Source organism: Rhizobium sp. SRI_017 (assembly GCF_057586295.1).
Map to the genome: position 1 here is coordinate 248,137 of NZ_JBYCZP010000004.1, position 25,171 is coordinate 273,307.

The following is a 25,171-nucleotide window of genomic DNA, read 5'->3' on the forward strand; positions in this document are numbered from 1 at the left end:
ACTATGCCGGATTCGGGGCCTTAGCGGAACCATCTTTGCCGCGTTCGGTTGTGCGATCGAGAGGAGGTCGCGCCATGGCCATGGAACCCATACCCGGCAGCCCGCCAACCGTCCCGCCGATGCCCCCAGACATCGTGCCGCCGGTCAAGGAACCCGAACCAGACCGGCTCCCGGACGAGGAGCCGCTGCCCAATCCGGACGAAAACGACCGGCCCGCAAGATGGAGCGGGCCTACGGACGGATAGAACAACCCAGCCGCATCGAATTGAACACGCCCCGCGCCCCGAAAGCGTGGGGCGCCCTCATTTTTCGCCTTGCACTCACCGGCCAATCAGATTACATGCGCGGCACCTCAGGGGCGGCGTCCAGCCGATCTTCCCGCGGGGGCGATTAGCTCAGTTGGTAGAGCGCTTCGTTTACACCGAAGATGTCGGCGGTTCGAGTCCGTCATCGCCCACCATTCCAAGCTTTGATATTGCTGCAAGCCTTGGCGTTCTTCGGATTTCGAGGGCGACGGGATTTAGGCACGTGTCAAGGCCATCGTCGCTGGATTGCCGTATTGAGGTGCGTACCTCATTTTGCCGATAGACCAAGCACCGCCAATACACTAACAATCAAACAGACAACTCTGGTGAGACTGGGTCGGACGACAAAACTGCGGGAGGCAGCGGTATGGGGGAATTCAAGATCAATCCGGAATTCGTCATCACAGACGAACAATCCCTCCGCAACCTGTTCCACGCGACGCATCCTCTCGCCGCCCAAAAATGTCTTCCCGCACTCGACAAGCATGCCCAGGAGTTCATCCGGCGTTCGCCCTTCATCTGCGTCGGCACGCAGAGCGCGGAGGGCAGGGCGGATGTCAGTCCGCGCGGTGACCCGGTCGGCTTTGTGAAAATCCTCGACCAGAATACTTTGGCCATACCGGACCGGCCCGGCAACAATCGTCTCGATACGCTGGTCAATATTCTCGCCAATCCCAACGTCGGTCTGCTTTTCATCATTCCGGGATTTGATGACACATTGCGCGTCAACGGCCAGGCCAGTCTGGTGACGGACCCAGATATCCTCGAGACCATGAGTGTCGAAGGTCGCGTTCCCAAGCTTGCCATTCTGCTCAGGGTGCGCGAGGTCTTCATGCATTGCGCCAAGGCTTTCCGGCGCTCGCATTTGTGGGAGCCGGATCACTTCCAGGATCGCAGCGAAATGCCGTCGCTTGCGAAGATCGTCCTGGACCAGACGACGGGCGCTCCCAGCGACGAGGCGGAGATGCGCAAGCTGGATGACGAACTCGAGGATGATTACAGGAAGACGATGTACTGACGCTTGGCGAGGACGTGGACCGCGACCGTCAAACACGGGTCAATTTGCCGTGCTAGAACAGGCATCACGCAGCGTTTTGATCACACCATGAGGACACCATGAAAATCCACCCCGTCGGCAGCCGTCCGTCCATCATTCCGCCCGCGAGCTATTTCACCGGCACGGTCCGGCAGGATCCCCTGATCGACGCCCCGGAGCCGGCGCGGGTGAGGGCGACCTCGGTGACCTTCGAGCCGGGCGCGCGCACCGCCTGGCACACCCATCCGCTCGGCCAGACGCTGGTGGTGACCGCGGGCAGCGGGCTCTGCCAGGTCTGGGGCGGGGCGATCGAGACGATCCGGGCGGGCGATACCGTCTGGTTCGCGCCGGGCGAAAAGCACTGGCACGGCGCCTCGCAGACCACCGCCATGACCCATATCGCCATCCAGGAGGCGCTCGATGGCAAGGCGGTCGACTGGCTGGAGCATGTCGACGACGCGCAGTATTCCGGCGAGGCGTGAGGGGGCGCTCTCGCTCCCGCTTCTCCCCAGCGGGGAGAAGATGCCCGAAGGGCGGATGAGGGGGGCGCGAAGCGCCAAGGTCGTCCGGGAAGCCCCCTCATCGCCTCGCATGCGCTCGGCACTTCTCCCCGCTGGGGAGAAGTGGGAGCCACCACCCCTGATCAGTCCATCAGAAAATATCATGCCGCACCACGCTTTATCGAGCTGAATACGCATGCCATTCTCCGCGCGACACAAGAAGGGGCTGCAGATGCGCGCGATGTATTACGAAAAATTCGGCGAGCGGCCGGAGATCCGGACGCTGGCCGATCCGACGCCGGAGCCGCATGGCGTCGTCGTCAAGGTCGAGGCATCAGGCGTCTGCCGCAGCGACTGGCACGGCTGGCTCGGCCACGACCCTGATATCGTCCTGCCGCATGTGCCTGGCCACGAACTGGCCGGCACCATCGCTGCCGTCGGCCGCGATGTCAGCCGCTTCAAGCTCGGCGAGCGCGTCACCGTACCCTTCGTTGCGGGCTGCGGGCGCTGCACGGAGTGCCATTCCGGCAACCAGCAGGTCTGCCCCAGCCAGCAGCAGCCGGGCTTCACCTATTGGGGCTCCTTCGCCGAATATGTCGGCATCCACTATGCCGACACCAACCTCGTGCATCTGCCTGACGAACTGGACTTCGCCACGGCGGCCAGCCTCGGCTGCCGCTTCGCCACCTCCTTCCGCGCTGTCGTCGATCAGGCGCGGGTGCGGCCGGGCGAGTGGGTGGCGGTGCACGGCTGCGGCGGGGTGGGGCTCTCTGCGGTGATGATAGCCGCCGCAATCGGCGCCAATGTCATTGCCATCGATCTCGACCCGGCCAAGCTCGATTTCGCGAAAGGGATCGGCGCGGTCGCCGCGATCAACGGCCGCGAGGTCGCTGATGTACCGGAGGCGGTGCGGGCGATCACAGCTGGCGGCGCCCATGTCTCGATCGACGCGCTCGGCCATCGCGTCACGAGCTTCAACTCGATCCGCAACCTCCGCCGCCGCGGCCGCCATGTCCAGGTCGGCCTGATGCTGGGCGACGATGCCGCCCCGCCGGTGCCGATGGCGCAGATCATCAGCCAGGAGCTCGAAATCTATGGCAGCCACGGCATGCAGGCCTGGCGCTATGACGAGATGCTGTCGATGATAGCAAAGGGCAGCCTCGCGCCGCAAAAACTCGTCGGCCGCCGCATCACGCTTGAGGAGGCCGTGCCGGCGCTGGTCTCGATGGACACGTCGCGCGACATCGGCATCAACGTGATCACGACCTTCTGAAAAGCGGGATCGCAACGAAGAGGCCGACGACACCGAACGAGCCCATCGCCACATAGAGCCAGAAGCCGGCCTTCACCGCGCCCGCAACACCGCCGGGATCGACCAGCCCGGCGGTATTTGCGACCACGCCGGCTGCTGCCGCACCGAAAGCCGCACCGAGCGACTGGATCAGGTTAATCGAGGCCGACGCCTTGTCCGCTTCCGCCTCGTCGGAGCGCGTCAGCACCAGCGATATGAGATGCGCCCAGCCGAGCCCGATGCCGGCGCCCATGCCGAACAGCAGGACGGATATGGCGACGACTAGCCCGGCATGGCCCGCCGTATTGTCCTGGCTGATGACGAGGCCAAGCAGGATCGTCGAGGCCGCGCAGAGGGCCGCACCCGCAACGATCGACATCAGCGCCTGGCGGCCGGTGAAGGATGCGGTGGCGATCCCCGCCGCCGTCCAGCCCAGCGCCACGAGGGCAACAATATAGCCGGCTAACAATGGCGTGACGCCATGCAGTGTCTGCAGGAAATACGGCGCATAGATATCCGAATTCAGCGCCACGATGATGAGGAACATCACCAGATAGGTCTTCGCCAGCGGATGCGACAGCCAGGTCGCCTGCGCCGGGAAAAGGCGGGCGGATGAGCGCCGTTCCCGGAAGAGCAGGGCGACGATAGCGGCAAGCGCCACCACGATGAGGACCACTCGGACGATATTGGCATCCGCCGTGCCGGCGAAGGAAACGGCGAGAATGGCACCGAGCACCAGCGCGATCTGCGTGAGCGGCACCGCTTCCGCTTCGCGATCATCGTCGCCGGCAGGCAGACCCCGCGGCGCGATCAGCGCCATGACGAGGGCCAAGGGGATGAGGATGAGAAATGCCCAGCGCCAATGGCTGCCCTCGGCAAACATCCCGCCCATCGACGGCCCGAGAAAGACCGAGACTCCCCAGAGCGCGCTGTAGAAGGCCGAGGCGGCATTCTGCAGGCCAGGCGGATAGACGAACCGAATGAAGGAATAGGCCATGGTGACCAGCAGGCCGGCGCCAAAACCCTGCACCGCGCGGCCGATGAGCACCACGATCATGTTGGGCGCCATCCCGATGACGCCGCAGCCGATGCCGAAAAGCAGCGCGCCGACAACATAGGTCTGGTTGAGCGTGACATCGCGCGGCCGGATGACGACACAGATCGAGCCGAGCACGATCGCCGCGACGAAGAGCGAGGACGTCCAGGCGAGCAGCTCGAGCCCGCCGATATCGCGCACCATCGATGGCATCAGACTTGATGTCACGTAGAATTCGAGCGCCTCGAGCCCGACACCCGCACCGAGCAACAGCGTCGCCGGCGTCCGGCCCGCTGTGAAAAGATCGCGCAGACGCGGTTTGGAGACTTCATCTTCGGAGGCGTTCATGCGGGTCACCCGATAAGCGTTGCTCGACAGCGCAGACTATTTTAGGGGTGATTGCATGGGTCGAATAACTCCTCGTTTGCCAACGTCTTCAATATGATCTAGTCGACCTAAAGCAAAATGAGGAGTGGGGCTATGCGTATTTCAACTTTGTCAATTCTGGCAGTCGTCGGCGTCGTGACTTCGGTGCAGCCAGCCTTCGCCGATGCCTGCTACGATCTTTGGTACGAGCGTAACTCCATCTACAACGAAAACGGCTATTGCTTCAACACCCGCGACGGCCAGGACACGTTCGACAACAGCGATTGCTACACCGACAATCCCAACTTCACCCGCCGCGAACAGCGCCGCATCCAGCAGATCAAGCGCCAGGAAAACGACTACGGCTGCTAAGCCTCAGGCGACCGTCTCTCCCCCGTCGCAGACCAGGATCTGGCCTGTGACGTAGGACGACCGGTCTGATACGAGAAACAGGATGGGCTCGGCGATCTCTTCGACGTCGGCCCATCGCCCCAGCGGCACCCGCCTCCTTATATAGTCCTCAATCGCCGCCCGGCCGCCGAGCTGGCGGATGAAGGGTCCGTTGAAGGGCGTATCCACCCAGCCCGGGCAGAGCGCATTCACACGGATGCCATAGCGGCCATAGTCACCCGCGATCTGCTTGGTCATCGCGATCACGGCATGCTTGGTCGTCGTATAGGCGACCATCTCCCGATCATAGAGCAGACCTGAGCTAGAGGACGTGTTGAGGATCACGCCGCTGCCTTCGGCGCGCATGAACGGCATCACCGCCCGCGCGGCAATGAAATGCGCCCGGACATTGAGATCCCACGACCGGTCGAAGCCCTCGATCGACACATCCTCGAGATTGCCCTCGACCTGTGCGCCGGCATGATTATGCAGGATATCGATCCGGCCGTGGCGGGCATGTACGTCGGCGATCGCATCCTTCAATGCACCGTCGTCGGTGACATCGATCTCGACCGCCGTGGCCTTGCCGCCGCGGGCCTTGATGAGAGCGACGGTTTCCTCGGCACCATCGATATTGCGGTCGAAGACTGTGACGTCAGCCCCCTCGCGCGCCATGATGACAGCGCCAGCCCGGCCGATGCCGGATCCCGCGCCGGTCACGATCGCAATCCGATCCTTGAGTATCATGTCATTCCCCGTCGGCTTTTGTCTTTTTCTCACGCAACAAGATTCGAGCCACCGCGATCAGGAACAGCGAGGCGATGAGCACGGTCGTGGCGATGGCATTGATTTCCGGCGTCACGCCCCGTCGGATCGAGGCGAAGACATAGATCGGCAGCGTCGTCTTCGACCCGGCGACGAAGAAGGCGACGATGAAATCGTCGAAGGAGAAGGTGAAGGACAACAGGAAGCCGGCCAGGATCGACGGCATGATCTGCGGTAGCACGATCTGCCGGAAAGTGGTGAACGGCGTGGCATTGAGGTCTGACGAGGCCTCGACGATATCGCGGCCGAGCGTTGCCACCCGCGCCTTGACCAGCATGGTCACCAGCGCGAGCGAGAACAGCCCGTGGGCGGCGATAATCGAGCCGTAGCCGAGACCCAGCTTTGGCGGCGTCGCCGTCGGCCAGATGGCGGCAAGGGCAGGGTTCACCGCGCCGAACACGGCGACGAGCGCGACCAGCGTGGCGATGCCGATCACCACGCCCGGCACGACGATTGCTGCGGCAAAGAGCCCGTCGAACACCGCGCGGCTGCGTCCACCCATCCGCTCCATGCCCAGCGCCGCCATGGTGCCGAAGACAGCGGCCAGCGCTGCCGAGGTAAAAGCGATGATCAGGCTGTTCTGCAGCGCATCTAGCATGAACCGGTTGGTCAGCGCCTTGCCATACCAGGCGACGGAAAAGCCGGTGAACTCGCTCGCATTGCGGCCGGCATTGAAAGAGAACAGGACGACCAGCGCGATCGGCGCATAGAGGAAGAGATAGACAGCGGTGACAAGCGCTCTCATATCAGGTCCACCTGCCGGGTGCCTGATATCCGCCAGGCGATGCGCATAGCGATCATAAGCACGAAGACGACCACGACGACGAGCGTCACGGCGATCGCCGAGCCGAAGGGCCAGTTGCGCGATTGCAGGAAGAGGTCCACCAGCGCGTTGCCGATGAAGAAGACCTTGCCGCCGCCGAGCAGCTGCGGGATCAGATATTCGCCGAGCAGCAGGATGGTCACCAGCGCCACGCCGGTCATGACGCCGGGCAGTGACAGTGGCAGCGTCACGCTGAAGAAGGTGGTAATCGGCCGCGCGCCGAGATCGGAGGAGGCGTCGAGCAGCCGGCGGTCGAGCTTCTCCAGGCTGACATAGATCGGCATGATCATAAGCGGCAGGTAGCCATAGACGATGCCGACCAGCACCGCGAAGGGCGTGTTGATCAGCCGGAGATCCTCAAGTCCGACCATCGCCAGCAGGTTCGGAATGCCGCGCGAACCGAGGATATACATCCAGGCATAGGTGCGCACGAGCAGGCTCGTCCAGAAGGGCACGATGACCAAAGACACCAGCAGCAGCCGATAGCGTGGGTCGGCCTTGAGCGCGAGATAATAGGCGACCGGATAGGCGACGACGAGGCAGACGAAGGCACCGACGGGCGCCAGGATCATGGTGTTCCAGAAGGCGGTGGCACGCGAAGGAAGGTTGGCGAACTGCGCAAACGTGAATGCCGGCTGATAACCGCCCTCCGGAGCACGTTCGCCGAAGGCGAAGACCAGCATGGCCATGAAGGGCAGCACGAGGAAGACGAAAAGCCAAAGCGCCGCCGGCGCCATCAGCGCCGCGGTCACGAGGTTCTTTCGTCTTGCTGCTGTGATGGTCATCTGCGTCCTTGAGTTTGCCTTCGGAGACCGCCCCCTCATCCGGCTGCCGCCACATTCTCCCCGCATGCGGGGAGAAGGGAGATGGAGCGTCGGCATTGCCACAAATCCCTTCTCCCCGTTCCCACGGGGAGAAGGTCCCGGCAGGGGGATGAGGGGCAGTTCGCAATTCTATCGGTTACGCCGATTTGAAGCGCGCCATCACCTCTGCCCGACCCGGATCGGTCAGTGTCACGGCGGCGCCGAATTCGAGTGGCGCCAGCGAGGCTTCATCCGGATAGACGATGAGGTTCGACGTCAGATCCTTCGGCAGCAGCGCCAGCACGCGGGAATCGGTGGTCGGGGTGCCGTTGGCGATGTGCTCCTTGGCCGCGTTGGCCGGATCCATCAGGAAGTTGAGCAGGGCGTAGCCCGCGGCCTTGTTCGCGGCGTCCTTGGGGATGGCGTAGAAATCGCACCACACCTCGCCGCCGTCCTTGCCGAGCACGAATTTGATCTCGGGCATGTCGCGGTTGAGCTGCGCGCCGTCATTGGTCCAGCACATGGTCATCCAGGCGTCGGTCGAGCGCATCGATGGCTGGTAGTCGGAATTGATCGCGAAGAGATGCGGCTTGACCTTGACCAGGAGCTCCTCGGCCTTGGCGAGTTCGTCCGCCTTGATCGAATTGAAGCCATAGCCGAGCGACACCAGCGCATTGCCGATCGTGGTCAGCTGATAGTCATGCACCATGGCGCGGCCATCTGCCTCGCCCATGGCGACGTCGAAGAATTCCTTCCAGCTCGTGACCGCCGTCTTCATCTTGCCAGAGTTGAAGGCGATGCCCGTCGTGCCCCAGTTTTTCGGCAGCGCATAGGTCTTGCCGTCGATCTTGCCCTCATGGGTGAAGCGCTGGTTTTCGGTCGCATCGTTGAAATTCGGGATCATCGCCAGATCGAGCGCGTCGATCAGGCCGAGTTTCTGATAGGTCGAGATCGTATAGTTGGTCGGCACGAAGAGGTCCCAACCCGAGGCGCCGGCCTGCAACTTGGCGAGCATCTCTTCGTTGGAGCCGAAGACATTGACTTCGACGGCGACGCCGGTCTTGGCGGTGAAGGCCTCGAAGGTTGCGGGGTCATGATAATTCGGCCAGGTCGCAATCGACATCTGCGTGCCGAGGTCCTGCGCCAAGGCGTCGCCCGAGAGCGGGCCGATATTGCGGCCCAGCACTGCGGTGGCAAGTCCCAGGCCGGTGACCCCGAGGAAGTGGCGGCGCGTCACCGAGCCGCGCTTGAAACGCATCAGTTCGTCGGCGAACTGTTTCTGGGTGAGGTGATCATTCTCTCTTTTGGTCATGGCACTGTTCCCTTGTTTATCTTTGCATGCTGAAGATACGCGGAGCTCCCGGGGCGATCTCGAGTTCCACCGCGGTGCCCGGCTCATGGAGTTCGGCAGGTCCGCTTGCTTGCCGGCCCGAAAGCACGAGAATGCTGCCGATGCCGGGCACCTCGATGGAATATTCGGCGATAGCGCCGAGGAAAATGCGATGGGTGATGGTGCCGCGTAGCCGTTCGGCGTTGTCCGTCGGCTTCAAGATCCGGATCGCCTCCGGACGGATCGACAGCAGCGCCTTGCCATTGACCGCCGTGGTTGATGCAATCCTGAGCCGGCTGCCGTTTTCGAACGTGGCGATCACCGTCTCGCCGTCGGCGTCGGACAGCGTGGCGGGCAGGGCATTGTTCTTACCCACGAAATCGGCAACGAACGGATCGGCCGGCTGATCGTAAATGTCCTGCGGTGCGGCGAATTGCACAATCCGACCGGCATTCATCACGCAGACCCGGTCGCTCATGGACAGCGCCTCTTCCTGGTCGTGGGTGACAAGCAGGAAGGTGATGCCGAGATTGCGGTGCAGGTTCTGCAGTTCCATCTGCATGGCGATGCGGAGCTTCTTGTCGAGCGCGGCAAGCGGCTCGTCGAGCAGCAGCACGCGCGGCTTGTTGACGATGGCGCGGGCGAGCGCCACGCGCTGCTGCTGGCCGCCGGACATTTCGTGTATGCGACGCTTGGCGAAGCGGTCGAGATGGACCAGTTCCAGCGCCTCGCCGACCCGGCGCATGACTTCGGCGTCATCCAGCTTGGGCCGGATCTGCCTCAGACCGTAGGCAATATTGGTCTCGACGTCGAAATGCGGGAAAAGCGCGTAGTGCTGGAACACCATATTGACCGGCCGCCTGTAGGGCGGAACGCCGGTCATGTCCTCGCCGCCGATCAGGACGCGGCCGGCGCTCGGCTGCTCAAAGCCGCCGATCATCCTGAGACAGGTGGTCTTGCCGCAGCCGGACGGGCCGAGCAGCGCGACGAAGGAGCCGCGCGGCAGCTGAAAGTCGGTTTCCTCGACGGCGGTCACAGTGCCGAAACGCTTGGCGACCGCCCGGAATTCGACGTCGAATTCGGACCCGCTATTCAAATCATGTTCCCCACGGCTCTTGGATTGACCCGGCGGTCTGCTGCCACCTCATAAGCCTTGTGTGACAGGGAGACTATCCAGATACCGCTTGCGGGGTATATACCCCAAGAGGGGTATTTCTGTAGAATTGCCGCGTTTGGGGGAGTAGAGGAAGGCGGCGATGCGGACCGATTTTGAACGTCTTTTCGATGCGCTTTCGCGGTTCGTGGGCGCGCGCGATCTGAGCGACAGAGATGCCGGCGACACCTTTGTCGCGACTATGAAATCCCTGCTTCCCTTCGACTATTCGGTCATCTTCGCTTATCGCGGCACCGAACGGCCGATCGATCTCTATTCGACCTTCGATGCCGCCGACTACGAAATTTTCGTCAGCATGTACCAGGACGGGCCGTATCTGCTCGACCCCTTCTATTCCGCCGCATCGCTGCCCAAGCCGGGCGTATGGCGGATGAAGGCGCTGGCGCCCGACCGGTTTTTCGCCTCGGAATATTATCGCAGCTACTATGTGCAGACGGGCCTCGCCGAGGAGGTCGGTTTTTTCGTGCCAGCTGGAGAGGGAGTGACGGTCGTCCTGTCGCTGATGCGCCGAGAAGGTTCCGGCGTCTTTCGCGACCCCGAATACGCGCTGATGCGCAAGGTCGAGCCGCTGGTCGCCGCCATGGTACGACAAGCTTGGGGCCGACTTGGTCCGCGTTTCGATCACTCGAACCGGACGCGAAAGCAAGATCGCAATTCCGAGGCGAAGGCGAGGGCGCGTATCAGCGATAAACTGACCCTCCGCGAATCCGACATCATCGAACTCGTGCTGCAGGGCCATTCCTCTGAATCCATCGGCCTGCGTTTGGGCGTCGCCACTGGTACGGTCAAGGTGCATCGCCGCAACATTTACCGCAAGCTCGGCATCTCTTCGCAGGCGCAACTCATGTCGCTCTATCTCGGCCGCATGAAAGTACCGGAATGATCGATTGCGGCTTTGCGATCCAAGGATGAGACGCTATCCATTCTGACGCTCACGCGCGGCTGGGAGGAAAGCATGAACTTGAGATTGGAATCTTTCGCGACGGGAACGTTTGTCGGCCGCCTCTGGCTCGAGGCCGTTGACGGCCCTGCCCTGGTTCACATGCGCAATGGCGTCCTGCATGACGTGACGTCGCCCGAAGTGCCGACCATGCGCGACCTCCTTGAGCTCGACGATCCGGTCGGCTGGCTGCGGGCCCAGCGTGCACGTCCGGTGATGTCGCTCGATGATGCCGTCGTCCGCGGCCTCTTGCTCGCCCCGAACGACCTTCAGGCGGTCAAGGCCTGCGGCGTCACCTTCGCCCGTTCCATGCTGGAGCGGGTCATCGAGGAGAAGGCCGCTGGCAATCCCGCCCTTGCCGCACAAATCCGCGAGCGAGTCACCGCCATCATCGGTGACTCGCTCCGCAACTTGAAGGCCGGCTCCGACGAGGCGGCCAAGGTCAAGGCGGCGCTGATCGAGGAGGGCGTCTGGTCGCAATATCTCGAGGTCGGCATCGGCCCTGACGCGGAAGTCTTCTCCAAGGCCCAGCCCATGTCCTCTGTCGGCTACGGCGCCGAGGTCGGTCTGCATCCCATTTCGCGTTGGAACAATCCCGAGCCGGAGATCGTGCTCGCGGTCAATTCCCGTGGCGAGGTGAGGGGTGCGACGCTCGGCAATGACGTCAATCTTCGCGACGTCGAGGGCCGCTCGGCCCTGCTGCTCGGCAAGGCCAAGGACAACAACGCCTCCTGCTCGATCGGCCCTTTCATCCGCCTGTTCGACGACACCTATTCGATCGATGACGTCCGAAACGCCGACCTCGATCTCGCCGTCGAAGGCGAAGACGGCTTCAAGCTCGCGGGCAAGAGCTCGATGAAGGAAATCAGCCGCGACCCGCTCGATCTCGTGAAACAGACGATCGGCCGGCACCATCAATATCCTGATGGTTTCATGCTGTTCATGGGCACGCTCTTCGCGCCGGTCGAGGATCGCGACAACAAGGGCCAGGGGTTCACGCACAAGATCGGCGACAAGGTGACGATCTCGAACCCATCGCTCGGCAGCCTCTACAACGTCGTGCGCCTGTCGACCGAATGCCCGCCCTGGACCTTCGGCACCCGCGCGCTGATGGCAAACCTGGCCGCCCGCGGTTTGCTCTGACCGTCGCGACACTTCATCAGGAAACAAAAAGGCGGGCCCGAAGCCCGCCTTTTCTCTATTTTTCTCCGACTGTCATCAGAGAACGAAATTATCGACCGTGAGCGCGAAGTTGCCGTCGAGGACGATGATCATGTCCGCGGTGGCGTCGCCGTCGCTGTCGATGTTCACGATGGTCTGGCCGGCAACCTTCTCGAAGTTGACGCCCGGCTTGCTGCCAAGGTCGCCAGTTCCGTAGAACTTGAAAGCCTGGTCGCCGTCCTTCACCGCATTGGTGTCGATGGCCGAGAGATCGATGCGATCCTGCTTGACGTTGAAGTTCGAGATCACGTCGGCATCTGCCGATACCGCGGCGGAATCACCGAGGTCGAACACGAACACATCCTTGCCCTTGCCGCCGTCGAGCGTGTCGAGGCCCAGGCCGGCGTCAATCTTGTCGCCGAACTTGGTGCCGACATAGCTGTCGTTGCCGTCGGAACCGATGAAGTGCTGTGCCTGGGAGCCGAAGAACTCATAGAGCTTCGCGATCGCATCCGCACCGAGCGTGGCGCTGTTGCCGTCGCGGAGCGCGGTCATCAGATCGTAGAAGTCGTTGCCCGAATCAGCGCCGCCAGCACCGACTTCGGCGGAAATGTCGAGACCGGAAACCACGAGACCCTCGATCACGCCGATGATCGTCGAACGGGCAACGCCGTCGATCTGTGCGAAGGTCGTGTTGGCGTCGTAGTAGCCGAAGGTGACCGAGTCGACCGAACCCGAATAGCTGCCGTGGCTGACGCCATCGATGCCATCATACTGCATCGCTTCACCTTCCATCAGCACCTGTGCATTGTTGGTGCTGCCGTCATAGCGAACGCCGGTCTGGCTGCCGGTATAGTAAGTGTTCGGCCCCATGCCCAGGTCGTAGTAGACGCTGTCGTAGTAGGTCGTCGCGCCCTTGGTCGTCGTGGTCATCGCGGCGAAATAGCCCGCGAGATAGGTAGCATAATCAACCGATGTCAACGCGGACGCGTCGATCGTCGTGAACTGGGTGGCCATGGTCTACTCCTTCGATCCAGGGGGTGTTCCCCCTTGCCCCTACGCGCCAGAAAGGCGCACGAAACACCCGCCGGCGGGATGCCAGCGTGCGAACTGTCCGATCTGGGTACCGCGAACCGGCCGAAGGCTCAGTCTCGGATGCCTGAATTTTCGAGATTGGAGGGCGTTCTATTAAACTTGACAGTTGGGGTCAACATACGCCCGATGAATTATGAATAATTATGTCAAGAATAGTGCGAGGGCGCTTTGCGCGTCAGTTTCTTGCGGAGTTCCATTCAAACGCCCATAGGGGTGCGGCTCGCGGAGCTCCGAGCTGTTGCGAGGGCCTCAATGGCCGCGTAAAGCCGTTGCGCGGCATCCTCGAGGGTGCCGCTATTGTCGACCTGAACATGCGGGCAGTCGGGTCGCCAATCGCCAGTGTCGCGCGCCAGCCGCTGCTCGATCTCACTGGCGCTCTCGCGACCGCGCTGGGCAAGCCTTGTCGCGATGACTTCCGGACGAGCTGTGATCTCCAGGACGGCGAATGCCGAGTAGACTTCACAGAAGCGCTCAAGCGCCGCGCGCGAGCCATTTGCAATGAGCACCTTGCCGGTTGCGATTTCGTCCAGGGTGGCGGCGGGAATGCCGTAACGCAGGCCATGGGCGCCCCATGTCACTGCAAAGCGACCCTCGCGTTCAAATGCGTCGAAATCTTTGAGCGACACCGGGACATGATCTTCGGTCGCGCCATCCGCGGGCCGGGTGATTATGCGTTGTACGAAACCGATACGAGGATCGTTTCGATAGTGGGTCCGGGCAAGGTTGATCAAACTGTCCTTGCCGGCGCCGCTCGGGCCGACGACGGCAATCATGATCCCATGTTCGGGGGCGGGCGCGATCATCAGATGACGCGCCGGCCTTCGCGCCAGACCGAACGGACGACTGGGACGCCCGTCGTATGACGCACGCGGACGAGGTCGGCTCTTAGGCCTGGCCGGATCGCACCGCGGTCGTCGAGACCGACGGTTCGCGCCGGCGTCGCACTCACCATGGCGATGGCTTCTGGAAGCTTGACCCCCTCGTCGCCCTCCGAGAGCAGGAAGGGAGCATGGACCAGGCTGAGCGGCACATAGTCCGAAGACAGGACGTCGAGAATGCCATGACGCGCCAGATCGCGCGCCGAGACATTGCCGGAATGAGATTTGCCGCGAACGATGTTCGGGGCACCCATCAGCACGCTCAGCCCGGCCTCATGCGAAGCGCGCGCGGCTTCGATGCTGGTCGGAAATTCGGCGAGCTTCACGCCGTGCGTGATCGATTCCTCGACATGGTCGAGTGTCGCATCGTCATGTGAAGCGACCGTGATGCCGTGCTGCTGGCAATGCGCGGCGATCTGGTCGCGATGCCGGCGTGAATAGCGGGCCGAGGCCTCCTGACGCCGCGCACAGAATTCGGCGAAGGCATCATCGGACATGCCGCGCTTGACCTTGTAGTAGAGCGTGTACTGATCCATCGTCTGGAACTGGCGCTGGCCAGGAGAATGATCCATCAGCGAGACCAGCCGAACCTGCGGGTCGCTCTCGAAATCCGAGAAGTCGTCGAGCACGTTGGCCGCCGACACTTCGCAGCGAAGGTGGATCAGGTGATCCGCCTTCAACCGGTCTTCGCGGCTTGCAGCCTGCAGCGCATCCGCCATCTCCCGCATCTCGCCCGTTGCAAAGCCGCCATCCTCGTCGGAGCCCATGCGCAGGCAGTCGAAGACAGTGGTGATTCCCGAAGAGGCGACCTGGGAATCGTGTGCCTGGATCGCGGCGGTGGTGTTCCAGCGCACGCCGGGGCGCGGCGAATAATGTGCCTCGAGATGGTCGGTATGCAATTCGATCAGACCCGGAATCAGATAGTCGCCGCCGAAATCCTCGCCCGAAGCGACGTTTCCGCTGGAGATGTCGGCGATGCGTCCGTCGCGAATGACGAGGCTGCCTTCGACAACCTCGTTTTCGAGCACGATGCGCGCATTGGAGAAAATGGTTTCCGTTGTCATGTCAGGCAGTCTTTCTTGTCGCGTTTCCGGCGAGAGGAACCATGTGATGCATTACGAATGGCGAGCCGCGCGAGGGCTCGATGAAAAGCGAGAGCGTATCGATCTCGCGCGGCTGATCGAGAAGGCCGGCAAAATGCCCTTCGATCGCTGCGCGCATCGCAGACTGGTCTTCGCGCTCGACCGGTCCGGTCACGGTCATATGAAAACGGAAGTCGTCGAGGACATAGGGATAGCCCCAAGCCATCAGGTTACGGCGCTCGTTGGCGGTCAGTCGCTCCGGCTTGCGCCGGGAGATATCGGCATCGTCGAGCGGCGCCCGGAAACGGTCGAACACGGTCACGCAATCCGAAGCCAGCTTCTGAAGCTCGGGAGAGGTGGAGCCGGGCACGAGGGCGAAGAAATGTCCGAGCTGACCGAGAACCAGCGAGGGCAGGGTGAAGGCCATCTGCCGCGCGGCGAAACTTTCGAATGCATCGACCAATTCGGCTTCGCTTACCCCGTCAGCCAGTTCGAACGGTGCCTTCATCGTGGCATGGAAGCCGTAACGCCGTGGATCGAACGTCATCTCCGAAAAGGCCGCTTCGGAGAAGGCTTCGACGATCGGCTGTGCGAGCGTCTCGCCCGAGAAAGCATCCCGGCCAAGCCAATGGCTGGCGCGGCGCGTCAGCGGATCATCCGCCGGCGGGGTGAAATAGATGGCATAGCGCATGGAATCTGTCTCGCCCCTGTCGTCCGGGACGCCCCTTCATGCCCCGCCGTCTAGACGGGTTTTGTGACACTATCGTGATGCGGAGCCCATCAATCTGGACCGCAACATGTTGGAAATGGTGTCGAAGATGTACACGACGAGCAGGATCAGCACCACCATATAGGCCACATTCTCCCAGTCCGAATTGGTGCGCATGGCTTCCCAGAGTTTTAGGCCGATTCCGCCCGCGCCGACCGCGCCGATAATCGTCGCGGAGCGGGTATTCGATTCCCAGAAATACAGCGCTTGGCTGGCGAACAGCGGCAGCACTTGCGGCAGCACGCCGAAGCGCTGCACGGCCATGGGCGGCGCGCCGACGGAGGACACGCCCTCGCGCGGCTTGTCGTCAATGTTTTCCAGCGCCTCGGCATAGAGCTTTCCGAGCGTGCCGGTGTCGGTGAAGAAGATCGCCGAGATGCCGGCAAGCGGTCCGGGGCCGAAGCCGCGGGTGAAGAAAAGTGCCCAGATCAGCATGTCGACCGAGCGTTGGAAATCGAAGAACCGCTTGGTGACCTGGTTGGCAATGCGCGACCGCGAGATGTTGCGCGCGGCGAGGAAGGCAAGCGGAAAGGAGATGATCGCGGCAAACAGCGTGCCGACGAAGGCCATCACGATCGTCTGCAGCAGCTTGGTCCAGACGTCGAGATGCTGCCAGGACGGATTGTAGAGGAAGTCATTCCAGGCGATCGAGAGATTGCTGCGCGTGGGATCCAGCCGCTCGCCCGTTGTGAGAAGCGTCAGCACTTCGCCCGTCGACTTTCCGAAGAACTGCGAATTGGTGTCGAAGATGAAGTTCGCCCAACCCAGGAAGCGCTTTCGGATGCGCACGCGATCGGTCTCGATTTCCGCCCAGCCCGAAAGACCGAGGCTGAGGATGATCTTGCCGCCGGCATGCGGCTGGCTCGCCCAGGAGGGAAGGGACTGGTCGACCTTGATCTCGATGCCGCCGAGCGGAACGACGAGGGTCTCGCCATTGTGCAGGATGGTCGCCCGCTCCGGCGTCACGTCGATCGAGGTTGAACTGGAAAATTCAACAAAAGCATGTGAGACAACTCGGTCGGTGACGGTCTCTGGCGCCTCGGCCTGGCTTGTAACACTGTCCTCGGCCTTCGTATCGGGCGCACCGAGGAAATTGAACCCGCTCGCTTTGTTCTCGGCCGTTGCAGTCGGCTGAACGGGCGCCAGCTTCTCGACCACGCGGGTAACCGTGGTCTCTTCCTTCTTCAACCATTCCGGCTGCGGATCGTGACCGAGCGCGGAATTGTTGGGGAAGGTGACCGTCATGCCATCGGGCGCGATCTTGATGTCGGGCCGCTCCTCATAGCTTACCCAGTCTGCCAGATAGGCGCCTGCAATGTCCCAGCTCGCAGAGCCGAGCACCTTGCCGAAGGCGAAGAACCACCAGCAGAAGACGAGGTAGAGCACGATGACGGCAACGCCGATCGGCAGCGCGAGGCGCTGGCTGAGCGGGGTCTGCACAAGATCGGGGTGACGGGCGGCAATGGCTTCCATGTCGATGGCGTTCATCTCGTCACCCTCACTGCACGAACTGGAAGGATTGCTCGCCGGTCAGCCTCCGGCGCAGCAAGGCCGAGAGCTGGTCGACGGTGATGATCGTCACGAAGAGCAGCAGCATGATCGCCAGCGTCTTGGCCTCGTGGCTTTGGCTGATCGAGAGGCGGAGCAACTCGCCGATACCGCCGCCGCCGACCGCGCCGATAATGGTCGAGGCGCGCACGTTGATCTCGAGGCGCAGCAGCGCATAGGAAGCGAAGTTCGGCAGCACCTGTGGCACCATGCCGAAGCGGACGCGCTCGACCCAGTTGCCCCCGGCGGCGCGAAGGCCTTCATCCGGCTTCATGTCGGCATTCTCGACGACTTCGTAGAAGAGCTTGCCCAGCGCGCCGATCGTGTGGATGGCGACGGCCATGATTGCCGGGATCGGGCCGAGAGAGAGGATGGCGAGGAAGAAGCCGGCAATGACGACCTCCGGGAATGCGCGGAGAACTTCCATGATGCGCTTCACGACGCCGCGCACCCACGGATTTGGCATCATGTTCCTGGCGGCGAAGAAGCTCAGGATGAACCCGAAGAACAGGCCGATCAGCGTCGAGAGAACAGCGATATTGATCGTCTCGATCATCTTGTAGAAATATTCCGGAATGTAGAAACGCTCGGTAAGATAATACCGGCCTTCCGGATAATTGTATTTGAAGCTGCCGTCGTCATAGGGCGAGGCCATGTCGAACATGGCGCGGAAGATTTCCCAAGGGTCTCGCGGGATCAATTCCCCGATGAAATCGAAGAGATAGGGCAATCGGTCGAAAAATTTGCCCGAATTGCTGTCATTGGCGAACCAGAGCGAGCTGGTGAGCGCCATGGCGAAGATCGCAAGCCCTAGCGCCGTGTAGACGCGCCGGCGCGCAGCCAGTTCCCGCCAGTGCCGCTCGATGAGCGTGCCATTTTCACCCAGCGTCGGAAGAGATGCCATGCTCATAGTGCCTGTCCCCGCTCACACGAAGGCGCCGCCGGCCAGACCCCCAAAAGATCCCGTCGGCGGCGCCTCCTACGCGTGCTACATCAGCCGCCGATCGTCGCCTTGCGGGCATCGATGATCGGCTTGTAGAATTCGACATTCACTTCGGTGTAGCTTTTGAATTCGCCGCCCTGGATCGCGGCGAAGCATGCATGGTCGGTTTCCGGCAGCTTGACCATGAAGTCCTTGAACTTCGCCTTCATGTCGGCATTCATCGAGGTGCGGACGACGATCGGGCCATTCGGGATCAGCGGGGATTTCCAGAGCTCAACGAGATCATCCATGTTGAGGATGCCCTTGTCGACCATCTTGCGCAGATTGCCGGAGGTGTAGCCATCCTTGAAGTCGCCCACGCCGGAGCCGAAGGTCGTACCGGCGTCGAAATTGCCCTTGAGCACTTCGAGTACGAGGTTTTCGTGGCCGCCGCCGAAGCCGGTTTCAGCGAAATATTCCTTGACCGGGGCGCCGATCTTTTCAGGCAGGGTGACGAGCGGGACCAGATAACCCGACGTGGAGTCCGGATCGGCAAAACCGAGTTTCTTGCCCTTGAGGTCCTCGAGGGTCTTGTATCCCTTGTCCTTGCGGGCGACCATGATGGAATAGTAGCCCATGGAGCCGTCGGTCTGGATGGTGGTCAGGATCGGCTCGACGGCCTTGGCGTCGGCGAGATGGATCTTGGCGAAGCCGGAAGCGCCGAGTTCGGCGTAGTCGAGTGTGCCGCCAAGCAGACCCTGAACGACGCCATCATAGTCCGCGGCCGGGAACAGCGAGACCTTCTCGACACCGAGAACGCCCGGAAGCTTGTCGACCAGGCACTGGTAGGACTTCAGGCGGTCGGCTTCGTTTTCGCCGCCGAGGATGCCGATGCGGAATTCCTTGAGGTCTTCGGCAAGAGCGCCGGTGGCGATGGCCATAAGGGCAGTCGCTGCGAGCAGGGTTTTCTTCAGCATGATGTCTCTCCTCTGGTCCGGCCTATCCGGACACTGGATCTTTGGGGTTTGCCTTTGACGCGGGCGGGCGAACTCCTGGCGTCCTCAGACGCCGAGCAAGACGAGCGGCTTGACCGCTTCTGCGGACGCGGAGGCCACTGCCGCCGTGGGAATATTGATGCTGGTCGAGGTCATCGATTCATCGAGTGCACCCTCGGAGCCATAGATAGCGGAGACGGCGTCGCGCGTCAGATCGCCGGGCTTGCCGTCGAAGACAACCTTGCCAGCCGCCATGCCAATGATGCGCTGGCAATAGCTGCGCGCGGTATCGAGCGTATGGAGGTTGCAGATGACGGTGATGCCTTCGCGTTCATTGATATCGCGCAGCGCATCCATCACCACCTTGGCATTCAGGGGATCGAGCGATGCGATCGGCTCGTCGGCGAGCAAGACCTTCGGTTCCTGCATCAGCGCCCTGGCAATTGCGACGCGCTGCTGCTGGCCACCTGACAACGTGCCGGCCGGCTGAAGCGCTACCTGCTCTATGCCGAGGCGTTCCAGTGCGGCAATTGCCATGATCCGCTCTTCGCGCGTGAACATGTTGAAAATGCTTGATACCGTCGAACGGTGGTTCAGCCGGCCAAGCAGAACATTGGTCAATACGTCGAGGCGCGGCACGAGATTGAACTGCTGGAAGATCATTGCGCAGTCGGTCTGCCAGCGGCGGAGTTCGGCGCCACGGAGGGAGGAGACCACACGACCGTTGAACGAAATCGTACCCGACGTCGGATCGGCCAGGCGATTGATCATGCGCAGCAGCGTGGATTTGCCGGCACCGGAACGGCCGATCACGCCGACCATCTGGCCTGCGGGAATGTCTGTCGTCACGCTGTCCACGGCGGTCTTGGCACCGAATCGTCGCGTGACGTCTCTGAGTTCAAACATTCCGCCAATCCCTTAGACATTATTATCTTATTGCCTTCGGTCTAGAGCGGTTGCTTGAAGCTCCGGTGTCAGTTTGATGACGGATGGGTGACAATCCACAGAGGTGGGATGGCGGGGTTTTCAGCGCATCAGCGCGAAAAATTGCACGTTTTGCAACACGGCATGATATCAGTAGGGCTGAAAAAGAGGAAACCGAGGGTCCGACAGAATGCCGATTGCATTCATCATTGTGCGCGCCAGCTGGGATGACGAAGCTGAGGTCTGGGTAGCCAGCAGCAAGGACATCGATGGTCTATCCGTTGAGGCACCAACGTTGGAAGGGCTGGAGCCGAAGGTTGTCGCAGCGCTCAGCGATCTGATCGAGTTAAATGGAATAGACTCCGATCTCGCCGAAATACCCGTGCATATAATGGCGGAACAGTTACTCCGCATTCCCAATCCCAGCCACTAATCATGGCCGGGTTTCTACGCGAATTGAAGCGGCTGCTGGAGGAAGCGGGTTGCTACCACGTTCGTGCCGGCAAGGGTGATCACGAGGTCTGGTTCAGCCCGATCCCAATCGCCATTTCACTGTCGACCATGGAACGAAGTCGCGTCACACAGCGAACGAGACTCTCAAACAAGCCGGGCTGCCGAAGGCGTTTTAGGCAACGTCAGCAGCTGCCACCTCTTCATATCTATCCAGAAAAGCCTCCGCACTCAGATCCCGGAAATCCTGCAGCGCCACCCTGAGACGCATATGATCCCAGTCCCACCACGCGAGCCGATCATAGCGCTCGGCGATATCACGCGAAAACCGCTCACGAATCGGCTTTGCCGCCACGCCGCCAACGACCATGTAGGGCTCGACATCCTTGGAAACGACGGCGCCTGCGCCGATCGCCGCACCATTGCCGATCGTCACGCCCGGCAGGATCGTCGAGCCATGACCGATCCAGACATCGTGGCCGATGGTGATCGCGTTCTCGCGCCGCCAGGCGAAGAAATCGTCGTCGGTCTTGGCGTCCGGCCAATAGTCACCCGAACGGTATGTGAAGTGATGCAGCGTCGGCCGCCACAGCGGATGGTTGGTGGCGTTGATCCGGACATTGGCGGCGATGTTGGCGAATTTGCCGATCGTCGCGCACCAGATCATGCCATATTCCATGACATAGGAATAATCCCCGATCGTGGCCTCTGAGATCCGGCAATGTTCTGATATCTCGGTATACACGCCAAGCGTCGTGGCCTTGAGTTCTGCGGTCGGATGGATGAGGGGCTGTTCTGAAAGCCGGGTCATGCCGCGGCCTTTCGTGCCGAGAAGTCACTGACATCGACGATGCGGTCCGCGACGCGCGCCCGGACGTCCTCGTCGTGGAAGATGCCAAGAAGGGCGATGCCCCTGGCCTTCTTTTCCTGGATCATGTCGACCACCACGGTACGGTTGGCGGCATCGAGCGACGCCGTCGGCTCGTCGAGCAGTAGCACCGCATGGTCGGTGATAAAGCCGCGGGCGATGTTGACCCGCTGCTGCTCGCCGCCGGAGAAGGTCGCGGGCGGGAGTTGCCAGAGCGCTTCGGGCAGGTTGAGCCGGGCCAGCATGCGTGCCGCGATGTCGCGGGCCTCGTCCAGCGGTGTGCCGCGCGCCGTCAAGGGTTCGGCGACGATATCGAGCGCGCCAACGCGCGGCACGGTGCGCAGGAACTGGCTGACATAACCGAGTGTGCGGCGGCGGATCTCCAGCACCTGCCTTGGCGTTGCCGTGGCGATATCATGCATTTCGCCATCGTGTAGGATGTCGATGCCACCGCTGTCCACGGCATAGTTGCCGTAGATCATCTTGAGGATCGAGCTCTTGCCGATGCCCGAGGGCCCGCCGAGCACGACACATTCGCCGGCATCGACATGAAGCGTTGCGCCACGCATCACCGGCAGCGTCAGCCCGCCGCGCAGATGCATGGTGAAAGTCTTCTCGAGATTGGAGACTTTGAGGGGCGTCGTCATGGCTCAGACCTGCAGGATGGAGGAGACGAGAAGTTGGGTATAGGGCTCGCGCGGATCGTCGAGCACCCGGTCGGTCAGGCCCTGTTCGATCACATGGCCGTCCTTCATCACCATCATCCGGTGCGAAATCAGGCGCGCGACCGCGAGGTCATGGGTGACGATAATCACCGAGAGACGAAGGTCCTGCACGAGACCGCGCAGCAGGTCGAGCAGGCGCGCCTGCACCGAAACGTCGAGCCCGCCGGTCGGCTCATCCATGAAGACCAGGCGAGGGGAGGTCACGAGATTGCGGGCGATCTGCAGACGCTGGCGCATGCCGCCTGAGAAGGCGCGCGGCTGGTCGTCGATCCGGTCCTCGTTGATTTCCACGCGGCTCAGCCAGTCGGTCGCCGTGGCGCGAATATTGCCATAGTGCCGCTCTCCGACCGCCATCAGCCGCTCGCCGACATTGGCCCCGGCGGAAACGGCCATCCGGAGCCCGTCGGCGGGATTCTGGTGCACAAAGCCCCAGTCGGTGCGCATCAGGAAGCGGCGCTCGGCTTCGCTCATGCGACCGACGTCGCGGAAGGCATTGTCGCGCATGCGGTACTGGATCACACCGCTGTCGGCCTGGAGCCGCGTCGAGAGGCAGTTGAGCAGCGTGGTCTTGCCGGAGCCGGACTCACCGACAACGGCGAGAACCTCACCCGGCCAGAGGTCGAAGCTGACATTCATGCAGCCGATGCGACCACCATAGAATTTCGACAGACCCTGGACCCTGAGAAGCGTTTGATCGGTCATTGGGAGGCCTCCATGGAAAATTGTGGGTGCGGCATACCCCCCTCTGGCCTGCCGGCCATCTCCCCCTCAAGGGGGGAGATCCGATGGGATACGATCGCTGCCTCAGGCCGGCGCTGAACGGAAGCAAGACGGTGATAGTGGGCGGTGTGTTCGCCGCTTGCGGATCTCCCCCCTTGAGGGGGAGATGCCCGGCAGGGCAGAGGGGGGTACGCGGTGCCCGCGAAGTAAGCCAAATTCATCCCACCGCCTCCTTCGCCAGCATCTCACCGGCATGCCCGTGGGCTCGGCGTTCCTCGCAATAGTCGGTGTCCGAGCAGACGAACATCCGCTTGCCCTTGTCGTCGAGCACCACCTCGTCGAGATAGACGCCGTCGGCGGCGCAGAGTGCACAAGGCTTGCCGAATTTCTGGATTCGGAAGGGATGATCCTCGAAATCGAGGCTGACCACCTCCGTATAGGGCGGCACCGCATAGATCCGCTTCTCACGGCCGGCGCCGAAGAGCTGGAGTGCCTCGGAGCGATGCATCTTCGGATTATCGAATTTCGGAATGGGCGAGGGGTCCATGACATAGCGGCCCTCGACCTTGACCGGATAGGCATAGGTCGTGGCGATCTCGCCGTTGCGGGCAATGTCCTCGTAGAGCTTCACATGCATGAGGCCATATTCCTCCAGCGCGTGCATCTTGCGCGTCTCGGTCTCGCGCGGCTCGAGGAACCGCAGCGGCTCCGGGATCGGCACCTGGTAGACGAGTGTCTGCCCCGTCTTTAACGTCTCCTCGGGAACGCGGTGACGCGTCTGGATGATCGTCGCGTCCGAAGTCTTTGTGGTGACTGCGACATTGGCGACCTTCTGGAAGAAGGCGCGGATCGAGACCGCATTGGTCGTGTCATCAGCGCCCTGGTCGATGACCTTGAGCACGTCGTCCGGTCCGATGATCGCCGCGGTGACCTGAACGCCACCGGTACCCCAGCCATAGGGCATCGGCATCTCTCTGGAGGCGAAGGGAACCTGATAGCCGGGAATGGCGATCGCCTTAAGGATCGCGCGGCGGATCATGCGCTTGGTCTGTTCGTCGAGATAGGCGAAATTGTAGCTGACAATTCTGGCTGCAACACTCATTCCGCGGCCTCCTTACGGTCGTCGTCATTGTCCTTCCGCGACTTCGCAGCTTCGTATTCGGCGCGCATGCGGCGCACGAGATCGAGCTCCGCCTGGAAGTCCACGTAATGCGGCAGTTTCAGATGCTCGACGAAGCCGGTCGCCTGCACATTGTCGGAATGCGAGATCACGAACTCCTCATCCTGCGCCGGTGCAACGATATCCTCGTCGAATTCGCGCGCCCGGAGCGCCCGGTCGCAGAGTGCCATGGCCATCGCCTTGCGCTCGGACTGACCGAAGACCAGGCCGTAACCGCGGGTGAATTGCGGCGGCTCCTTGGCCGAACCCTTGAACTGGTTGACCATCTGGCATTCGGTCACCTGGATGCGGCCGAGCGAAACGGCGAAACCGAGCTCCGGCACATCGATCTCGACCTCGACCTCGCCGATCCGGATCTCGCCGGCGAAGGGATGGGTGCGGGCATAGCCGCGCTGCGTCGAATAGCCCAGTGCCAGCAGAAAGCCTTCGTCGCCACGCGCCAGCGCCTGCAGCCGCTCGTCGCGATCAAGTGGGAATTCCAGTGGCGTACGCGTGATGTCGCCGGTCTGGTGACCGGCCGGCATCGCACCGTCGCTTTCGATCAGCCCTTCTTGCGCCAGGATTTCCGAGACGCGCATGACGCGACCATGATCGGCGTCGCGCTCGACCGGCAACTCGGGCTCTGCGTCACCGGCAAGTGATGGGTCAATCAGGCGATGGGTATAGTCGAAGGTCGGGCCGAGCAACTGGCCGCCCGGCAGGTCCTTGTAGGTTGCAGACACACGGCGCGCGACACGCATCTCGGCCGTATCGATCGGCTTGGAATAGCCAAAGCGCGGCAGTGTCGTGCGATGCGCACGCAGGATGAAGATCGCCTCGATCATGTCGCCGCGGGCCTGCTTGAGCGCGATGGCCGCCAGCGGCGGGTCATAGAGCGAGCCCTCGGCCATCACGCGATCGACCGAGAGCGCCAGTTGCTCGATAATCTGCTCAATGGTGATCGAAGGCAGGTTGCGGTCGCCGCGGCGCTTGTCCGCCAGGAGCCGATGGGCATTGGCGATTGCGGCCTCGCCGCCTTTCACCGCTACATACATG

26 protein-coding genes, 1 tRNA gene and 1 pseudogene are annotated in these 25,171 nt (G+C 62.2%); 9 read left to right on the top strand and 19 right to left on the bottom strand.

The genetic code is table 11. The annotated features are described in order from the left end of the window. The first annotated feature begins 384 nt into the window (after positions 1-384). The 4 genes from AC2YI2_RS11435 to AC2YI2_RS11450 all read left to right on the top strand — a co-directional run bounded on the left by AC2YI2_RS11435 (position 385) and on the right by AC2YI2_RS11450 (position 3,114). A tRNA-Val gene (locus AC2YI2_RS11435) sits at positions 385-460 on the top strand. Positions 461-672: 212 nt separating this feature from the next. Continuing rightward, entirely contained in the window at positions 673-1,323 is a 651-nt protein-coding gene (locus AC2YI2_RS11440; RefSeq protein ID WP_487386592.1) for a pyridoxamine 5'-phosphate oxidase family protein, read from the top strand. 98 nt (positions 1,324-1,421) lie between these two features. Then, positions 1,422-1,823 (top strand): (R)-mandelonitrile lyase, encoded by a 402-nt coding sequence (locus AC2YI2_RS11445; protein WP_487386593.1) that lies wholly within the window; start codon positions 1,422-1,424, stop codon positions 1,821-1,823. 250 nt (positions 1,824-2,073) lie between these two features. After that, positions 2,074-3,114 carry a zinc-dependent alcohol dehydrogenase family protein gene (locus tag AC2YI2_RS11450; protein ID WP_487386852.1) on the top strand — a complete coding sequence of 347 codons (1,041 nt, stop codon included), beginning with the start codon at positions 2,074-2,076 and terminating at the stop codon, positions 3,112-3,114. On the opposite strand, the gene AC2YI2_RS11455 is transcribed toward AC2YI2_RS11450, so the two are convergent. Further along, the gene (locus AC2YI2_RS11455; RefSeq protein ID WP_487386594.1) at positions 3,101-4,516 is read right to left on the bottom strand and encodes an MFS transporter; all 1,416 of its coding nucleotides are present in this window, start codon (positions 4,514-4,516) and stop codon (positions 3,101-3,103) included. The genes AC2YI2_RS11450 and AC2YI2_RS11455 overlap by 14 nt on opposite strands. A gap of 132 nt (positions 4,517-4,648) precedes the next feature. Between AC2YI2_RS11455 and AC2YI2_RS11460 the strand changes: the two genes are divergently transcribed. Continuing rightward, the gene (locus tag AC2YI2_RS11460; RefSeq protein ID WP_487386595.1) at positions 4,649-4,906 is read left to right on the top strand and encodes a YARHG domain-containing protein; all 258 of its coding nucleotides are present in this window, start codon (positions 4,649-4,651) and stop codon (positions 4,904-4,906) included. A gap of 3 nt (positions 4,907-4,909) precedes the next feature. Here AC2YI2_RS11460 and AC2YI2_RS11465 read toward each other — a convergent pair whose 3' ends face one another. From AC2YI2_RS11465 to AC2YI2_RS11485, 5 genes are all read right to left on the bottom strand, one after another. Then, complete coding sequence (locus AC2YI2_RS11465) at positions 4,910-5,671, bottom strand: SDR family NAD(P)-dependent oxidoreductase (protein WP_487386596.1); 762 nt, start codon at positions 5,669-5,671, stop codon at positions 4,910-4,912. Position 5,672: 1 nt separating this feature from the next. After that, complete coding sequence (locus tag AC2YI2_RS11470; protein ID WP_487386597.1) at positions 5,673-6,494, bottom strand: ABC transporter permease; 822 nt, start codon at positions 6,492-6,494, stop codon at positions 5,673-5,675. Continuing rightward, on the bottom strand, positions 6,491-7,357 hold the full coding sequence (locus AC2YI2_RS11475) for an ABC transporter permease (RefSeq protein WP_487386598.1): 867 nt from the start codon (positions 7,355-7,357) through the stop codon (positions 6,491-6,493). The genes AC2YI2_RS11470 and AC2YI2_RS11475 overlap by 4 nt, the downstream gene beginning before the upstream one ends. A gap of 175 nt (positions 7,358-7,532) precedes the next feature. Beyond that, the gene (locus tag AC2YI2_RS11480; protein ID WP_487386599.1) at positions 7,533-8,687 is read right to left on the bottom strand and encodes a polyamine ABC transporter substrate-binding protein; all 1,155 of its coding nucleotides are present in this window, start codon (positions 8,685-8,687) and stop codon (positions 7,533-7,535) included. A 16-nt stretch (positions 8,688-8,703) separates the two neighbouring features. Further along, positions 8,704-9,801 (bottom strand): ABC transporter ATP-binding protein, encoded by a 1,098-nt coding sequence (locus tag AC2YI2_RS11485; protein WP_487386600.1) that lies wholly within the window; start codon positions 9,799-9,801, stop codon positions 8,704-8,706. Between the two features lie 160 nt (positions 9,802-9,961). Between AC2YI2_RS11485 and AC2YI2_RS11490 the strand changes: the two genes are divergently transcribed. Together AC2YI2_RS11490 and AC2YI2_RS11495 are read left to right on the top strand one after the other, a co-directional pair. Then, on the top strand, positions 9,962-10,762 hold the full coding sequence (locus AC2YI2_RS11490) for a helix-turn-helix transcriptional regulator (RefSeq protein WP_487386601.1): 801 nt from the start codon (positions 9,962-9,964) through the stop codon (positions 10,760-10,762). A 72-nt stretch (positions 10,763-10,834) separates the two neighbouring features. Beyond that, positions 10,835-11,962, top strand: coding sequence for a fumarylacetoacetate hydrolase family protein (locus AC2YI2_RS11495; protein ID WP_487386602.1), 1,128 nt, complete (start codon positions 10,835-10,837; stop codon positions 11,960-11,962). 75 nt (positions 11,963-12,037) lie between these two features. On the opposite strand, the gene AC2YI2_RS11500 is transcribed toward AC2YI2_RS11495, so the two are convergent. From AC2YI2_RS11500 to phnC, 8 genes are all read right to left on the bottom strand, one after another. Beyond that, positions 12,038-12,997 carry a calcium-binding protein gene (locus tag AC2YI2_RS11500; RefSeq protein WP_487386603.1) on the bottom strand — a complete coding sequence of 320 codons (960 nt, stop codon included), beginning with the start codon at positions 12,995-12,997 and terminating at the stop codon, positions 12,038-12,040. A 275-nt stretch (positions 12,998-13,272) separates the two neighbouring features. Further along, a complete protein-coding gene (gene phnN / locus AC2YI2_RS11505) occupies positions 13,273-13,878 on the bottom strand; it encodes a phosphonate metabolism protein/1,5-bisphosphokinase (PRPP-forming) PhnN (RefSeq protein ID WP_487386604.1) in 606 nt (201 codons plus the stop codon). Beyond that, the gene (locus AC2YI2_RS11510) at positions 13,878-15,017 is read right to left on the bottom strand and encodes an alpha-D-ribose 1-methylphosphonate 5-triphosphate diphosphatase (RefSeq protein ID WP_487386605.1); all 1,140 of its coding nucleotides are present in this window, start codon (positions 15,015-15,017) and stop codon (positions 13,878-13,880) included. Before AC2YI2_RS11510 ends, phnN begins: the two co-directional genes overlap by 1 nt. Position 15,018: 1 nt before the next feature. After that, the gene (locus tag AC2YI2_RS11515; protein ID WP_487386606.1) at positions 15,019-15,726 is read right to left on the bottom strand and encodes a DUF1045 domain-containing protein; all 708 of its coding nucleotides are present in this window, start codon (positions 15,724-15,726) and stop codon (positions 15,019-15,021) included. A gap of 69 nt (positions 15,727-15,795) precedes the next feature. Then, positions 15,796-17,292, bottom strand: a complete 1,497-nt coding sequence (phnE, locus tag AC2YI2_RS11520) for a phosphonate ABC transporter, permease protein PhnE (RefSeq protein ID WP_487386607.1) — start codon at positions 17,290-17,292, stop codon at positions 15,796-15,798. A gap of 10 nt (positions 17,293-17,302) precedes the next feature. Beyond that, on the bottom strand, positions 17,303-18,262 hold the full coding sequence (phnE, locus tag AC2YI2_RS11525; RefSeq protein WP_487386608.1) for a phosphonate ABC transporter, permease protein PhnE: 960 nt from the start codon (positions 18,260-18,262) through the stop codon (positions 17,303-17,305). Between the two features lie 83 nt (positions 18,263-18,345). Beyond that, positions 18,346-19,251, bottom strand: a complete 906-nt coding sequence (phnD, locus tag AC2YI2_RS11530; RefSeq protein ID WP_487386609.1) for a phosphonate ABC transporter substrate-binding protein — start codon at positions 19,249-19,251, stop codon at positions 18,346-18,348. Positions 19,252-19,335: 84 nt separating this feature from the next. Beyond that, entirely contained in the window at positions 19,336-20,175 is an 840-nt protein-coding gene (phnC, locus tag AC2YI2_RS11535) for a phosphonate ABC transporter ATP-binding protein (protein WP_487386610.1), read from the bottom strand. A gap of 208 nt (positions 20,176-20,383) precedes the next feature. On the opposite strand from phnC, the gene AC2YI2_RS11540 reads away from it, so the two are divergent. Both AC2YI2_RS11540 and AC2YI2_RS11545 read left to right on the top strand, forming a co-directional pair. Beyond that, the gene (locus AC2YI2_RS11540; RefSeq protein ID WP_487386611.1) at positions 20,384-20,626 is read left to right on the top strand and encodes a DUF1902 domain-containing protein; all 243 of its coding nucleotides are present in this window, start codon (positions 20,384-20,386) and stop codon (positions 20,624-20,626) included. A 2-nt stretch (positions 20,627-20,628) separates the two neighbouring features. Next, positions 20,629-20,822, top strand: a pseudogene (locus AC2YI2_RS11545) (type II toxin-antitoxin system HicA family toxin). Here AC2YI2_RS11545 and AC2YI2_RS11550 read toward each other — a convergent pair. The 5 genes from AC2YI2_RS11550 to AC2YI2_RS11570 all read right to left on the bottom strand — a co-directional run bounded on the left by AC2YI2_RS11550 (position 20,819) and on the right by AC2YI2_RS11570 (position 25,170). After that, entirely contained in the window at positions 20,819-21,454 is a 636-nt protein-coding gene (locus AC2YI2_RS11550) for a DapH/DapD/GlmU-related protein (RefSeq protein WP_487386612.1), read from the bottom strand. The pseudogene AC2YI2_RS11545 and the gene AC2YI2_RS11550 overlap by 4 nt on opposite strands. Continuing rightward, positions 21,451-22,158, bottom strand: a complete 708-nt coding sequence (gene phnL / locus AC2YI2_RS11555; protein WP_487386613.1) for a phosphonate C-P lyase system protein PhnL — start codon at positions 22,156-22,158, stop codon at positions 21,451-21,453. Before phnL ends, AC2YI2_RS11550 begins: the two co-directional genes overlap by 4 nt. A gap of 3 nt (positions 22,159-22,161) precedes the next feature. After that, the gene (phnK, locus tag AC2YI2_RS11560) at positions 22,162-22,938 is read right to left on the bottom strand and encodes a phosphonate C-P lyase system protein PhnK (RefSeq protein ID WP_487386614.1); all 777 of its coding nucleotides are present in this window, start codon (positions 22,936-22,938) and stop codon (positions 22,162-22,164) included. A 235-nt stretch (positions 22,939-23,173) separates the two neighbouring features. Next, a complete protein-coding gene (locus AC2YI2_RS11565) occupies positions 23,174-24,058 on the bottom strand; it encodes an alpha-D-ribose 1-methylphosphonate 5-phosphate C-P-lyase PhnJ (RefSeq protein ID WP_487386615.1) in 885 nt (294 codons plus the stop codon). Beyond that, a complete protein-coding gene (locus AC2YI2_RS11570) occupies positions 24,055-25,170 on the bottom strand; it encodes a carbon-phosphorus lyase complex subunit (RefSeq protein ID WP_487386616.1) in 1,116 nt (371 codons plus the stop codon). Before AC2YI2_RS11570 ends, AC2YI2_RS11565 begins: the two co-directional genes overlap by 4 nt. Between the last annotated feature and the right edge of the window lies 1 nt (position 25,171).

Excerpts from the sequence above, each read along its gene's own strand:
- phnN (WP_487386604.1), bottom strand. The coding sequence starts at position 13,878 with ATGATCGCGCCCGCCCCCGAACATGGGATCATGATTGCCGTCGTCGGC.
- phnC (WP_487386610.1), bottom strand. The coding sequence starts at position 20,175 with ATGTTTGAACTCAGAGACGTCACGCGACGATTCGGTGCCAAGACCGCC.
- AC2YI2_RS11550 (WP_487386612.1), bottom strand. The coding sequence starts at position 21,454 with ATGACCCGGCTTTCAGAACAGCCCCTCATCCATCCGACCGCAGAACTC.
- AC2YI2_RS11455 (WP_487386594.1), bottom strand. The coding sequence starts at position 4,516 with ATGAACGCCTCCGAAGATGAAGTCTCCAAACCGCGTCTGCGCGATCTT.
- phnE (WP_487386607.1), bottom strand. The coding sequence starts at position 17,292 with ATGAACGCCATCGACATGGAAGCCATTGCCGCCCGTCACCCCGATCTT.
- AC2YI2_RS11510 (WP_487386605.1), bottom strand. The coding sequence starts at position 15,017 with ATGACAACGGAAACCATTTTCTCCAATGCGCGCATCGTGCTCGAAAAC.
- AC2YI2_RS11465 (WP_487386596.1), bottom strand. The coding sequence starts at position 5,671 with ATGATACTCAAGGATCGGATTGCGATCGTGACCGGCGCGGGATCCGGC.
- phnE (WP_487386608.1), bottom strand. The coding sequence starts at position 18,262 with ATGAGCATGGCATCTCTTCCGACGCTGGGTGAAAATGGCACGCTCATC.
- AC2YI2_RS11495 (WP_487386602.1), top strand. The coding sequence starts at position 10,835 with ATGAACTTGAGATTGGAATCTTTCGCGACGGGAACGTTTGTCGGCCGC.
- AC2YI2_RS11460 (WP_487386595.1), top strand. The coding sequence starts at position 4,649 with ATGCGTATTTCAACTTTGTCAATTCTGGCAGTCGTCGGCGTCGTGACT.
- AC2YI2_RS11440 (WP_487386592.1), top strand. The coding sequence starts at position 673 with ATGGGGGAATTCAAGATCAATCCGGAATTCGTCATCACAGACGAACAA.
- AC2YI2_RS11490 (WP_487386601.1), top strand. The coding sequence starts at position 9,962 with ATGCGGACCGATTTTGAACGTCTTTTCGATGCGCTTTCGCGGTTCGTG.
- phnK (WP_487386614.1), bottom strand. The coding sequence starts at position 22,938 with ATGACCGATCAAACGCTTCTCAGGGTCCAGGGTCTGTCGAAATTCTAT.
- AC2YI2_RS11445 (WP_487386593.1), top strand. The coding sequence starts at position 1,422 with ATGAAAATCCACCCCGTCGGCAGCCGTCCGTCCATCATTCCGCCCGCG.
- AC2YI2_RS11450 (WP_487386852.1), top strand. The coding sequence starts at position 2,074 with ATGCGCGCGATGTATTACGAAAAATTCGGCGAGCGGCCGGAGATCCGG.
- AC2YI2_RS11500 (WP_487386603.1), bottom strand. The coding sequence starts at position 12,997 with ATGGCCACCCAGTTCACGACGATCGACGCGTCCGCGTTGACATCGGTT.
- phnD (WP_487386609.1), bottom strand. The coding sequence starts at position 19,251 with ATGCTGAAGAAAACCCTGCTCGCAGCGACTGCCCTTATGGCCATCGCC.
- AC2YI2_RS11570 (WP_487386616.1), bottom strand. The coding sequence starts at position 25,170 with ATGTATGTAGCGGTGAAAGGCGGCGAGGCCGCAATCGCCAATGCCCAT.
- AC2YI2_RS11475 (WP_487386598.1), bottom strand. The coding sequence starts at position 7,357 with ATGACCATCACAGCAGCAAGACGAAAGAACCTCGTGACCGCGGCGCTG.
- phnL (WP_487386613.1), bottom strand. The coding sequence starts at position 22,158 with ATGACGACGCCCCTCAAAGTCTCCAATCTCGAGAAGACTTTCACCATG.
- AC2YI2_RS11470 (WP_487386597.1), bottom strand. The coding sequence starts at position 6,494 with ATGAGAGCGCTTGTCACCGCTGTCTATCTCTTCCTCTATGCGCCGATC.
- AC2YI2_RS11480 (WP_487386599.1), bottom strand. The coding sequence starts at position 8,687 with ATGACCAAAAGAGAGAATGATCACCTCACCCAGAAACAGTTCGCCGAC.
- AC2YI2_RS11565 (WP_487386615.1), bottom strand. The coding sequence starts at position 24,058 with ATGAGTGTTGCAGCCAGAATTGTCAGCTACAATTTCGCCTATCTCGAC.
- AC2YI2_RS11515 (WP_487386606.1), bottom strand. The coding sequence starts at position 15,726 with ATGCGCTATGCCATCTATTTCACCCCGCCGGCGGATGATCCGCTGACG.
- AC2YI2_RS11540 (WP_487386611.1), top strand. The coding sequence starts at position 20,384 with ATGCCGATTGCATTCATCATTGTGCGCGCCAGCTGGGATGACGAAGCT.